The organism is Escherichia fergusonii ATCC 35469 (genome assembly GCF_000026225.1).
GTDB lineage: Bacteria > Pseudomonadota > Gammaproteobacteria > Enterobacterales > Enterobacteriaceae > Escherichia > Escherichia fergusonii.
In genome coordinates, this window is record NC_011740.1 from 3,434,874 (window position 1) to 3,447,843 (window position 12,970).

Genomic DNA, 12,970 nt, shown 5'->3' on the forward strand with positions numbered 1-12,970 from the left:
CGAACGCCTAACGAGACATAAAAGTGCCGGAGAATATCTCCGGCCTTTTTATTCCACAGCGAAACTCACAATATATTCCGGCAATATTTATCATCACATTAACAATTAAAACTTTAATCAAACATTAACCTGTCCTAATAATTCATCATCCAAATTATATTTTGCTCCGATATAACCTTGAGCCACATCAACATTCACGCAGATTATTATCTAAACCAACATTCGCACACATTTTAAGTATTGCTGATAGAAACCATTCTCATTATCATTGTGCTGTTGATTATTTAATCTCTCCTTCGTTGGCGAATCATCTGGTCTCATGTCGCTGTCAAACGCCCCATGAGGTAGTTATCCAGTTTGTGAGAAACAAGTAGGCACCTATGCAATACACTCCAGATACTACGTGGAAAATTACCGGCTTTGCCCGTGAAATCAGCCCGGCATATCGCCAAAAACTGCTTTCTCTGGGTATGTTGCCAGGCTCTTCTTTTAATGTGGTGCGCGTTGCTCCACTCGGCGATCCCATTCATATCGAAACCCGTCGTGTAAGCCTGGTATTACGCAAAAAAGATCTGGCCTTATTAGAAGTTGAAGCGGTTTCCTGTTAATACAGTGAGAACAACAATGAAAAAATTAACCATTGGCTTAATTGGTAATCCAAATTCTGGCAAGACAACGTTATTTAACCAGCTCACTGGTGCACGTCAGCGTGTAGGTAACTGGGCTGGCGTTACCGTCGAACGTAAAGAAGGGCAATTCTCCACCACCGATCATCAGGTCACGCTGGTGGACCTGCCCGGCACCTATTCTCTGACCACCATCTCATCGCAGACCTCGCTCGATGAGCAAATCGCCTGCCACTATATTTTGAGTGGTGACGCCGATCTGCTGATTAACGTGGTGGATGCGTCTAACCTTGAGCGTAACCTGTACCTGACACTGCAACTGCTGGAACTCGGCATTCCCTGCATCGTGGCGCTGAATATGCTCGACATTGCCGAGAAGCAAAATATTCGCATTGAAATTGATGCGCTGTCGGCACGTCTTGGCTGCCCGGTGATCCCGCTGGTATCAACCCGTGGTCGGGGTATTGAAGCGCTCAAGCTGGCGATTGACCGCTATAAAGCTAACGACAATGTGGAACTGGTGCATTACGCACAGCCGCTGCTCAACGAAGCAGATTCACTGGCAAAAGTGATGCCTTCCGACATCCCGCTGAAACAACGTCGCTGGCTGGGCCTGCAAATGCTGGAAGGCGATATCTACAGCCGCGCTTACGCCGGTGAAGCGTCGCAGCATCTTGATGCCGCCCTTACCCGTCTGCGTAATGAGATGGACGATCCGGCGCTACACATTGCCGATGCGCGTTACCAGTGTATTGCCGCCATTTGCGATGTGGTAAGCAACACCCTGACGGCAGAACCCAGCCGTTTCACCACTGCGGTAGATAAAATCGTGCTCAACCGTTTCCTCGGTCTGCCGATTTTCCTCTTTGTGATGTACCTGATGTTCCTGCTCGCTATCAACATCGGCGGGGCGTTACAACCGTTGTTTGACGTTGGTTCCGTAGCACTCTTTGTGCATGGTATTCAGTGGATTGGCTACACGCTCCACTTCCCGGACTGGCTGACTATCTTCCTTGCCCAGGGCCTGGGTGGCGGCATTAACACCGTTCTGCCACTGGTGCCGCAGATCGGTATGATGTACCTGTTCCTCTCCTTCCTTGAGGACTCCGGGTATATGGCGCGTGCGGCGTTTGTGATGGACCGCCTGATGCAGGCGCTGGGCTTGCCGGGGAAATCCTTTGTACCGCTGATTGTCGGTTTCGGTTGTAACGTACCGTCGGTAATGGGCGCACGTACGCTTGATGCACCGCGTGAGCGTCTGATGACCATTATGATGGCACCGTTTATGTCCTGCGGCGCGCGTCTGGCTATCTTCGCAGTATTTGCGGCTGCCTTCTTCGGGCAGAATGGCGCACTGGCGGTCTTCTCGCTGTATGTCATCGGTATTGTGATGGCGGTGCTGACTGGCCTGATGCTCAAGTACACCATCATGCGCGGTGAAGCGACGCCGTTTGTCATGGAGCTGCCGGTCTACCATGTACCACACGTTAAAAGCCTGATTATCCAGACCTGGCAGCGTCTGAAAGGCTTCGTTCTGCGTGCGGGTAAAGTGATTATCATCGTCAGCATTTTCCTGAGCGCATTCAACAGCTTCTCGCTGAGCGGGAAAATCGTCGATAACATCAACGACTCGGCACTGGCTTCCGTCAGCCGGGTGATCACCCCGGTCTTCAAGCCGATTGGCGTACATGAAGATAACTGGCAGGCAACTGTTGGCCTGTTTACAGGCGCAATGGCGAAAGAAGTGGTGGTGGGTACGCTCAACACCCTCTACACCGCAGAAAATATTCAGGACGAAGAGTTCAATCCGGCGGAATTTAACCTCGGTGAAGAGCTATTCAGCGCGGTAGATGAAACCTGGCAGAGCCTGAAAGACACCTTCAGTCTTAGCGTACTGATGAACCCCATTGAAGCGAGCAAAGGCGACGGTGAAATGGGTACCGGAGCGATGGGCGTGATGGATCAGAAATTTGGAAGCGCAGCAGCTGCTTACAGCTACCTGATTTTCGTTCTGCTGTATGTACCGTGTATCTCGGTGATGGGCGCTATCGCGCGTGAATCCAGCCGTGGCTGGATGGGCTTCTCCATCCTGTGGGGGCTAAATATCGCTTACTCGTTGGCAACATTGTTCTACCAGGTCGCCAGCTACAGCCAGCATCCAACCTACAGCCTGGTATGCATTCTGGCGGTTATCCTGTTTAACATCGTGGTTATCGGTTTGCTGCGTCGCGCGCGTAGCCGGGTCGATATCGAACTGCTGGCAACACGCAAATCGGTAAGCAGTTGCTGTGCAGCCAGCACCACTGGCGATTGCCACTAATGGCTTCACTTATTCAGGTGCGTGATTTGCTGGCGTTACGGGGCCGTATGGAAGCGGCCCAGATAAGCCAGACACTGAACACCCCGCAACCCATGATTAACGCCATGCTGCAACAGCTGGAAAGTATGGGCAAAGCCGTGCGAATTCAGGAAGAACCTGACGGCTGCCTCTCTGGCAGTTGTAAAAGCTGCCCGGAAGGCAAAGCCTGTCTGCGTGAGTGGTGGGCGTTACGTTAACCTTGTTTTACTACCTGTTTTGAAAGCCCGGTATGCGTTTGCAACCGGGCTTTTTTGCGTGCGGCTTTCCATAAAAATGCAACTCTTGCAGTACAACGTAAGTTCCTCTGAAAGCGTCTCGCAGAGATGAAAACTCGCTAATGCACAGGTGTGGAGTGGCGCGTAGAGTCGCGGCATTCAAACAACAGGTGAAGGAACGCCATGAGCAAAAAGCAGAGTTCCACCCCACATGATGCACTGTTCAAACTCTTTTTACGCCAACCGGACACGGCACGCGATTTTCTTGCGTTCCATTTACCGGCACCTATTCACGCGCTCTGTGATATGAAAACCCTCAAGCTGGAGTCGAGCAGCTTTATTGATGACGATCTGCGTGAAAGCTATTCCGACGTGCTGTGGTCGGTGAAAACTGAACAAGGACCGGGATATATCTATTGTCTGATTGAACATCAAAGCACCTCAAACAAACTGATCGCATTTCGCATGATGCGTTACGCCATTGCCGCAATGCAAAATCACCTGGATGCCGGATACAAAACATTGCCGATGGTGGTGCCATTGTTGTTTTACCACGGCATTGAAAGCCCCTATCCCTATTCACTGTGTTGGCTGGATTGTTTCGCCGATCCCAAACTGGCAAGGCAGCTTTATGCCTCTGCATTTCCGCTGATTGATGTCACTGTCATGCCTGATGATGAAATCATGCAGCACCGGTGCATGGCGCTGCTGGAGCTAATTCAAAAACATATACGTCAACGCGACCTGATGGGGCTGGTAGAGCAAATGGCCTGCTTATTAAGTAGTGGATACGCTAATGACAGACAAATCAAAGGGCTGTTTAATTACATACTACAAACCGGCGATGCGGTACGTTTTAACGATTTTATCGACGGCGTTGCCGAACGTTCACCGAAACACAAGGAGAGTTTAATGACTATTGCGGAAAGATTGCGGCAAGAAGGGTTTCAGAAAGGTATACGTACCAACGCCCTAAATATTGCCAAAACCATGTTGGATGCCGGAGTCTCTCTTGAGGACGTTCTGCGATTTACCAGCCTGACGGTTGAAGACCTTGCTGAAATAAATCATCAATAACGTTAAGGATGGTTTTAATGACGGATGCAGAAAGAGAATATCTTATTAGTTACCTGATTGGTTATTTATTGGGTCGACGCCAGGAAGCCCTGGATATCGCCAAAAGAATGCTGTAATCCGGAGTCCCTCTTGCAGACATCATGCGCTTTACCGGGCTGTCAGAAGAAGAGTTGGCTGCGGCGAGCCAGTAAAGTTCTGTCTCGCCATTTCAACAGCTGTCTACACCCTCTGCTTCAACGCCACCAGCAGGTGACAAAACTCGTCCGGATGCGAAATAAACGGCGCATGGGCCGCTTTGGCGAAGATGTACGACTCGCTGTGTGGCCAGAGTTTATCCAGCATCGGCACCACTTTGCGCGGCACCAGACCATCGAGATAGCCATACAATCGCAAAAACGGCATGGACACGTTTTGCAGCGGCTGGCGGAGATCGACCGTTTTCAGTATTTCCAGCCCACCATTGAGCACGTCAACCTTCGGCATCGGCAGCGCCAGAACGGTTTTCTTCAGCGCTCGCGCATCCTGGCGTGCCGTTTCAGTACCCATGGTTTGTAACGCCAGGAACCGCTCCACTGTACGCTGAAAATCATCACTGAGTTGCTGCTGGAAACCTGCCAGCACGTCCGGTTTTATCCCCGGCCACTCGTCACGAGCACTAAAACACGGTGATGACGCAACGGTGACTATCGCCTGAACACGCTCGGGATGGGTTAACGCAATCTGGCTTGCCACCAGCCCGCCCAGACTCCAGCCTAGCCAAATGGCTTTATCAGGTGCCTGTCGCAGCACGACTTCGGCCATATCAGCAAGCGACATCGCACCAAATCCCCGGCTGCGCCCGAAGCCGGGCAGATCAACAAGGTGCAGCGTAAAATGCGAGCTAAGTTCCTCATCAATGCAACGCCACACTTCGGCATTCAGTCCCCATCCGTGCAGCAGCACAAGATGAACATTCCCCTGACCTTTGGTCTGCCACCAGATGTTATTCATCCGCTATTGTTCTCTTTTTACTTACAAGGATGAACATATGCTAACAGTACCGGGATTATGCTGGCTATGCCGAATGCCCCTGGCGTTAGGTCATTGGGGGATTTGTTCGGTATGCTCTCGCGCCACCCGTACAGATAAAACGTTATGCCCACAATGTGGATTACCCGCCACACATTCACATCTTCCCTGCGGTCGTTGCCTGCAAAAACCGCCACCCTGGCAAAGACTGGTCACGGTTGCCGACTATGCGCCGCCATTAAGTCCGCTTATACACCAGCTTAAGTTTTCCCGGCGCAGCGAAATCGCCAGCGCCCTGTCACGTCTGTTACTATTGGAAGTCTTACACGCCCGTCGCACCACCGGCTTGCAACTGCCTGATCGCATCATCAGCGTTCCGTTATGGCAGCGGCGTCACTGGCGTCGGGGATTTAATCAGAGCGATTTGCTGTGTCAACCGTTATCACGCTGGTTGCACTGCCAATGGGATAGCGAAGCCGTCACGCGTACACGGGCCACCGCGACCCAGCATTTTCTCAGCGCCCGGCTGCGCAAGCGCAACCTGAAAAATGCCTTTCGCCTTGAATTGCCTGTGCAAGGTCGCCATATGGTGATTGTGGATGATGTCGTTACCACTGGAAGTACCGTCGCAGAAATTGCGCAGCTGCTTTTACGCAATGGTGCGGCGACAGTCCAGGTCTGGTGCCTTTGTCGAACCTTGTAGAGCCTCGATGATGGGCGTATTATAACCAACTAAAATAGTCAACTATTAGGCCATTTACTATGATCCGTATTTCCGATGCTGCACAAGCGCACTTTGCCAAACTGCTGGCAAATCAGGAAGAAGGGACACAAATCCGCGTATTTGTGATTAACCCTGGCACGCCTAACGCTGAATGTGGTGTTTCTTATTGTCCGCCGGACGCTGTGGAAGCCACCGACACTGCCCTGAAATTTGACCTGCTGACCGCGTATGTTGATGAATTAAGCGCTCCTTACCTGGAAGATGCAGAGATCGACTTTGTTACCGACCAGTTAGGTTCCCAGTTAACGCTGAAAGCCCCGAACGCCAAAATGCGTAAAGTGGCTGACGATGCGCCGCTGATGGAGCGCGTAGAGTATATGCTGCAATCGCAGATCAACCCACAGCTTGCTGGTCACGGTGGTCGCGTTTCGCTGATGGAAATCACCGAAGACGGTTACGCCATTCTGCAATTTGGCGGCGGCTGTAACGGTTGTTCAATGGTCGATGTGACGCTGAAAGAAGGGATCGAGAAGCAGCTGCTGAACGAATTCCCTGAGCTGAAAGGTGTACGCGATCTCACCGAACACCAGCGCGGTGAACACTCTTACTATTAAGTCACCCCTTTTGTAGATTGCCCGATGCGACGCTAAAGCGCCTTATCGGGCTTACTCCATCCCTGTCGTCCCCCCCGAGATAATTTGACCTGGGTCGCATAATTTAAATTTACCCCGCTCTGGTGATTCTCAAGCGCACAATGTTACCCGTATCATTCGTATGGGCACCAAACACACTCATAACATCTGACTACACTAATTAGGTTTAGTAGTCATCAGCCGTGGTGCCGTTATATCTCTGTTCCCAGTTGGGGCAGTCAGAATTTATCGTCAGAATCCTGACGTTACCCATAACAAATTAAAGGCCAGGTAAATCATGCCATTAGTCATTGTTGCTATCGGTGTAATCTTGTTATTACTCCTGATGATCCGCTTCAAAATGAACGGCTTCATCGCTCTCGTCCTGGTGGCGCTTGCTGTTGGATTAATGCAGGGAATGCCACTGGATAAAGTTATTGGCTCCATCAAAGCTGGTGTCGGTGGTACGCTCGGCAGCCTTGCCCTGATCATGGGTTTTGGCGCGATGCTGGGCAAAATGCTGGCAGACTGCGGTGGTGCACAACGTATCGCCACCACGCTGATTGCCAAATTTGGTAAAAAACACATCCAGTGGGCGGTGGTCCTGACCGGTTTTACCGTTGGTTTTGCCCTGTTCTATGAAGTGGGTTTCGTGCTGATGCTGCCGCTGGTGTTTACCATCGCGGCTTCCGCGAATATTCCACTGCTGTATGTTGGTGTACCAATGGCGGCTGCACTCTCTGTGACCCACGGCTTCCTGCCACCGCATCCGGGTCCGACTGCGATTGCCACCATTTTCAATGCCGATATGGGTAAGACCCTGCTGTACGGAACTATTCTGGCAATCCCGACCGTTATTCTCGCGGGTCCGGTTTACGCTCGCGTGCTGAAAGGTATCGATAAGCCAATCCCGGAAGGTCTGTACAGCGCGAAAACCTTCAGCGAAGAAGAGATGCCAAGCTTTGGCGTCAGCGTCTGGACTTCTCTGGTGCCGGTTGTGCTGATGGCGATGCGTGCAATTGCCGAAATGATCCTGCCGAAAGGTCACGCTTTCCTGCCGGTGGCGGAGTTCCTCGGTGACCCGGTAATGGCAACGCTGATTGCCGTGCTGATTGCGATGTTCACCTTTGGTCTGAACCGTGGTCGTTCAATGGATCAGATTAACGACACGCTGGTTTCTTCCATCAAAATCATCGCGATGATGCTGTTGATCATCGGTGGTGGCGGTGCGTTCAAGCAGGTGCTGGTAGACAGCGGCGTGGACAAATACATTGCTTCCATGATGCACGAAACCAATATTTCTCCGCTGCTGATGGCCTGGTCGATTGCTGCCGTACTGCGTATCGCGCTGGGTTCTGCAACCGTTGCGGCAATCACTGCGGGGGGTATCGCGGCACCACTAATTGCAACGACGGGTGTTAGCCCGGAACTGATGGTTATTGCGGTTGGTTCCGGTAGTGTGATTTTCTCTCACGTGAACGATCCGGGCTTCTGGCTGTTCAAAGAGTACTTTAACCTGACTATCGGCGAGACCATCAAGTCCTGGTCGATGCTGGAAACCATTATCTCGGTGTGCGGTCTGGTAGGCTGTCTGCTGCTGAATATGGTGATTTGATAACACTGACTGCCGGATGCATCGCATCCGGCATCAACCGCACTCTATTTCTTCTTCCCTATCGCCCTGCGCCGCTTGTCCAGATCCTTAATCAACTTGTTCACGCCATCATCGGCAAACATCGTCTCAAGCGTTGCGGAAAGCTTGCGTCGCCAGTTTTTGTACTGGTAGCTGGTGCCAGGAATATTCACCGGTTCGGCCATATCCAGCCAGTCTTCTGGCTGGAGCCCTAACAGAGCACTGTTACTATCAGCGATATAACGTTGCAAACCACGATTAAGCATCGGCGTCATCGACATTAACGATGCCTTATGCCCCGCACGTTTTGGCAGGCAACCATGTTTATGCAGTGCATCCAGCAACCCTTGCTTCGCCAGTTCGCGATCCTGATACAGACCGCGCAGTACCACTTCATCCGGGTACAGGCCCAGCGTTTTCCCCAGCGTTAAATCTCCGCTTTCCCAGTAACCGCGCAGCGTTGGCAGGTCGTGTGTCGCCGCAACCGCCATTGACTGCTCCGGATACGCTTTCGGCGCACGGAAGGTCTTCTCGTGGTCGTTTTCGAAATAGAGCACTTTGTAGGAGTACACACCGGAGCTGCGCAGTTTACCGACAATCTCTACTGGTACAGTGCCGAGATCTTCGCCAATTACCATGCAACGATGGCGCTTACTTTCGAGTGCCAGAATAGAGAGCAGATCATCCACTGGATAGTGAACATACGCGCCCTGATCTGCCGTCTCGCCATACGGTATCCACCACAAACGCAGCATCGACATCACATGGTCAATTCGCAACGCGCCACAGTTTTGCATATTGGCACGCAACAGCTCGATAAACGGTTCATAGGCACGCGCGGTGATGATATGCGGATCCATCGGCGGCAATCCCCAGTTCTGCCCCAGCGGGCCGAGGATATCCGGCGGTGCGCCAACCGACGCTTTCAGGCAATACAACTCCCGGTCGCACCAGGTTTCCGACCCACCTTCCGCTACGCCAACCGCCAGGTCACGATACAAGCCAATCGGCATTTCATGGCCCTGGCTTATCTCCCAGCAGGCGGCAAACTGGCTGTAAGCCAGCCACTGTAACCAGAGATAAAAATCGACGTCATCACGATGTTCTTCGCAGAACTGGTGCACTTCTGGTGAATCCACGTTCTGATACGCCTGCGGCCATGCTGGCCAGCCCCAGCGCATTTCGTCTTCTTTCACTTGCTGGGCATGTAACGCGTCAAACGCCGCCTGCCAGAACAGGCTGTCGCCCTGCTCTGCAACAAACTGGCGAAACGCGGCCATCTGCTCATCATCACGTTGCGCAAAACCTTTCCACGCCATCCGCAATGCTGTCATTTTCAGCGCAGTGACGGTGGAGTAATCGACCCAGTCGGCATCCCGTGCCTGTTGCAGCGTCTGTTGCGTGGTCGGTAACTGCCACCAGGCCTGAGCCTCTTCGCTAAGATGGAAATCTTCGACGGCGTTAACGTCGATATAAATCACATTTAGCCAGCGACGAGAAGACGGACTATACGGGCTGGCACTTTCCGGATTTGCCGGATAGAGCGCATGAATCGGGTTCAGACCGATGAACGCCCCGCCACGTTTTGCCACATCCACCAGCATCACTTTGAGATCGCCAAAATCCCCAATACCCCAGTTTTTTTCCGATCGCAGCGTATAAAGCTGGACGCAGGCGCCCCACAGCTTTTGTTTATTCAGCAACGCCTGCGGTTCGTAACAGCGTTTCGGGGCGACAATCACCCGGCAATGCGCGCGCTGGTCGTCCTGGGTGAGTGTCAACGTGTGATAACCTTCCGGCAACTTCGTCGGTAAATTGAACGCTTTGCCCCCCGTTACATGGCCTTTGAACTGCGTGCCTTCTTCGGTGGTCAGCAGCCAGCTATATTCGCCGCTGCCCTCCACCGCCATCGGCATTTTTTTGCCGCTGGTATAGACCATGACATTCGGGACTGGCGTTACCGCCACTTTCGTGGCGGTACGTTGATGCATCGCGTCAAGCAAACGCCGTTTGGTTTCGGCGCTAATCGACTGCGGTTTACCGTGGGCATTGATGTAATTGGGGCTGATCCCCGCCGCCAGCGCGGCATTATCCAGACGTTTGCTTTCCATCGAGCTTCCTTAGCGTTTTGCCTGCCAGATACGAGCCTGATAATCGCGAATAGAGCGATCCGAGCTAAACATACCGCAGCGGGCGGTATTGAGGATCGCCGCACGAGTCCAGGCCTCCTGATCGCGATACAGCACATCCACTTGTTTTTGCGCTTCGACATAAGCCGCAAAATCCGCCATCACCAGATAGGGATCGCCGCCTTGTTTGCCGATACTGTGCAGCATCTGGTCAAACGCGTGTTTATCGCCATTGCTATATTTACCGCTTTCCAGCTCTTTTAATACCGCATCAAGCACCTTATCTTTCTTCCGCCATTTCACCGGATCATAGCCCTTAGCTTTCAGCGCTTTAACCTGCTCCACGGTATGACCAAAGATAAAGATATTCTCTTCACCGACTTTCTCAGCGATTTCGACGTTTGCGCCATCCAGCGTACCAACAGTGAGCGCGCCGTTAAGCGCCAGTTTCATATTGCCAGTGCCAGAAGCCTCTTTTCCTGCGGTGGAGATCTGTTCGGAGATATCCGCCGCCGGGATCAGCATTTCCGCCGCCGAAACACAATAATCCGGCAGGAACACCACCTTCAGCTTGTCGCCCACCTGCGGATCGTTGTTGATCACATCTGCCACTTTGTTGATCGCAAAGATAATATTCTTCGCCAGGTAGTAGCCCGGTGCCGCTTTCGCGCCGAAGAGGAAGACGCGCGGTACGCGGTCAGCCTGCGGGTTTTCACGAATCTCTTTGTACAACGCCAGAATATGCAGCAGATTCAGGTGCTGACGTTTGTACTCATGCAAGCGTTTGATCTGAATATCGAAAATCGCCTGAGGATTGATTTCAATACCGGTACGAACTTTCACAAACTCCGCCAGACGGACTTTATTCGCCTGCTTGATCTCGCGATATTGCTGACGGAATTTCGCGTCATCAGCGAATTTTTCCAGATTGATCAGCTGATCGAGATCGTTAGCCCACTCTTTTTTCAGTGATTTATCCAACAGAGCCGCCAGTGCCGGGTTGCATTGCTTGATCCAGCGACGTGGCGTAATACCGTTGGTGACGTTATGAAATTTGTTCGGCCATAACTGGTGATATTCCGGGAACAAATCTTTCACCACCAGATCCGAGTGCAGCGCTGCCACACCGTTAACCGCAAAACCACTTACTACGCACATATTGGCCATGCGAACTTGTTTGTCATGTACCACCGCCAGCTTCGCCCATACCGCTTTATCGCCCGGCCAGGTTTTTTCCACCAGCTTCTTAAAGCGGTTGTTGATTTCGTTGATGATCTGCATATGGCGTGGCAGCAGGGCTTTTACCAGTTTCTCATCCCAGCACTCCAGTGCTTCTGGCATCAGGGTATGGTTGGTATAAGCAAAGGTATTACTGGTGATCGCCCAGGCTTCATCCCAGCTCATCTGATGCTCATCAATCAGCACGCGCAGCAGCTCTGGAATGGCAATAGTCGGATGAGTATCGTTCAGTTGAATAACTTCGTAATCTGCCAGCTCGTGCAGTTTACGGCCAGCCAGATGATGACGGCGCAGAATATCGGCCACCGAACAGGCACACTGGAAGTATTGCTGCATCAGACGTAGTTTTTTACCCGCAGTATGGTTGTCGTTTGGATAGAGAACTTTGGTTAGTTTTTCAGCGTCGATGCCCTGTTGTTCAGCACGCAGGAAATCTCCGTCGTTGAATTTGGTGAGGTTAAACGGATGCGCATGCGTCGCTTGCCATAAACGCAGCGGCTGCGCCACGCCGTTACGGTAGCCCAGCACAGGCAAATCCCACGCCTGGCCGATAATTTTAAACCCTGGCTCCCAACGTCCATCTTTAGTGACTTTACCACCGATACTGACCTGTACATCTAATGCTTCGTTATGGCGGAACCACGGATAACTACCACGATGCCAGTCATCTGGCGCTTCCATTTGTTGGCCGTCAACAAATGACTGACGGAACAAACCATATTGATAGTTCAGGCCATAGCCTGTTGCGGATTGTCCGACAGTCGCCATTGAGTCGAGGAAACATGCCGCCAGACGGCCCAGACCGCCGTTACCTAACGCCGGGTCAGTCTCTTCTTCCAGCAAATCGGTCAGGTGAATGTCATAGGCTTTCAGTACGTCACTGACTCCGTCATACCAACCGAGATTCAGTAAGTTGTTCCCGGTCAAACGACCAATCAGAAACTCCATTGAGATGTAGTTCACATGGCGCTGATTTTGAGTGGGTTTAGCCACCGGCTGGGCACTGAGTAGTTCCGCGAGGGCACCGCTCACTGCCTGCCACCATTGACGGGAGGTCATTTCTTCGGCGGATTGCAAACCGAAACGTTGCCACTGACGAGTCAGGGCTGCCTGAAATTGATCTTTGTTAAAGGTTGGCTGTGACATAGGAATTCCGGGTCCTTAGCTAATAAAACAACGTTATCGCTAGTTTGCCTGGCTCGTTGTTAACCTTCCTCCTCCTGCCAGGGATTAGGTGGGGAGGAGTAGCGGGGATGAGCATAAAAGTGTGATCAATGCCACTTAAAGGTAGCGCAATCACCCATAAATGCCCCACTTCGCCACATGGC

At 52.0% G+C, this 12,970-nt stretch carries 10 protein-coding genes; 7 read left to right on the plus strand and 3 right to left on the minus strand.

Annotated features, from left to right (window positions below):
- Nucleotides 1-380 precede the first annotated feature (380 nt).
- From feoA to rpnA, 4 genes are all read left to right on the plus strand, one after another.
- Nucleotides 381-608, plus strand: a complete 228-nt coding sequence (feoA, locus tag EFER_RS16960) for a ferrous iron transporter A (protein ID WP_001200457.1) — start codon at nt 381-383, stop codon at nt 606-608.
- A gap of 16 nt (nt 609-624) precedes the next feature.
- Nucleotides 625-2,946 carry a Fe(2+) transporter permease subunit FeoB gene (gene feoB, locus EFER_RS16965; protein WP_000736999.1) on the plus strand — a complete coding sequence of 774 codons (2,322 nt, stop codon included), beginning with the start codon at nt 625-627 and terminating at the stop codon, nt 2,944-2,946.
- Nucleotides 2,946-3,182 (plus strand): [Fe-S]-dependent transcriptional repressor FeoC, encoded by a 237-nt coding sequence (gene feoC, locus EFER_RS16970; RefSeq protein WP_000157586.1) that lies wholly within the window; start codon nt 2,946-2,948, stop codon nt 3,180-3,182. The genes feoB and feoC overlap by 1 nt, the downstream gene beginning before the upstream one ends.
- Nucleotides 3,183-3,383: 201 nt before the next feature.
- On the plus strand, nt 3,384-4,277 hold the full coding sequence (rpnA, locus tag EFER_RS16975; RefSeq protein ID WP_000039060.1) for a recombination-promoting nuclease RpnA: 894 nt from the start codon (nt 3,384-3,386) through the stop codon (nt 4,275-4,277).
- Between the two features lie 219 nt (nt 4,278-4,496).
- On the opposite strand, the gene bioH is transcribed toward rpnA, so the two are convergent.
- Nucleotides 4,497-5,267, minus strand: coding sequence for a pimeloyl-ACP methyl ester esterase BioH (gene bioH, locus EFER_RS16980; protein WP_001060104.1), 771 nt, complete (start codon nt 5,265-5,267; stop codon nt 4,497-4,499).
- A 37-nt stretch (nt 5,268-5,304) separates the two neighbouring features.
- Between bioH and gntX the strand changes: the two genes are divergently transcribed.
- The 3 genes from gntX (at nt 5,305) to gntT (ending at nt 8,256) form a co-directional block, all read left to right on the plus strand.
- Nucleotides 5,305-5,988 carry a DNA utilization protein GntX gene (gene gntX, locus EFER_RS16985; protein ID WP_000958727.1) on the plus strand — a complete coding sequence of 228 codons (684 nt, stop codon included), beginning with the start codon at nt 5,305-5,307 and terminating at the stop codon, nt 5,986-5,988.
- A 59-nt stretch (nt 5,989-6,047) separates the two neighbouring features.
- Nucleotides 6,048-6,623, plus strand: coding sequence for a Fe-S biogenesis protein NfuA (gene nfuA / locus EFER_RS16990; protein WP_000619389.1), 576 nt, complete (start codon nt 6,048-6,050; stop codon nt 6,621-6,623).
- Nucleotides 6,624-6,939: 316 nt separating this feature from the next.
- Nucleotides 6,940-8,256: a gluconate transporter gene (gene gntT, locus EFER_RS16995; protein ID WP_001131758.1), complete on the plus strand. Its 1,317-nt coding sequence runs from the start codon at nt 6,940-6,942 to the stop codon at nt 8,254-8,256.
- 44 nt (nt 8,257-8,300) lie between these two features.
- Here gntT and malQ read toward each other — a convergent pair whose 3' ends face one another.
- Together malQ and malP are read right to left on the minus strand one after the other, a co-directional pair.
- Nucleotides 8,301-10,385: a 4-alpha-glucanotransferase gene (malQ, locus tag EFER_RS17000; protein WP_000444311.1), complete on the minus strand. Its 2,085-nt coding sequence runs from the start codon at nt 10,383-10,385 to the stop codon at nt 8,301-8,303.
- A 9-nt stretch (nt 10,386-10,394) separates the two neighbouring features.
- Entirely contained in the window at nt 10,395-12,788 is a 2,394-nt protein-coding gene (gene malP, locus EFER_RS17005) for a maltodextrin phosphorylase (protein ID WP_000082271.1), read from the minus strand.
- Nucleotides 12,789-12,970 lie beyond the last annotated feature (182 nt).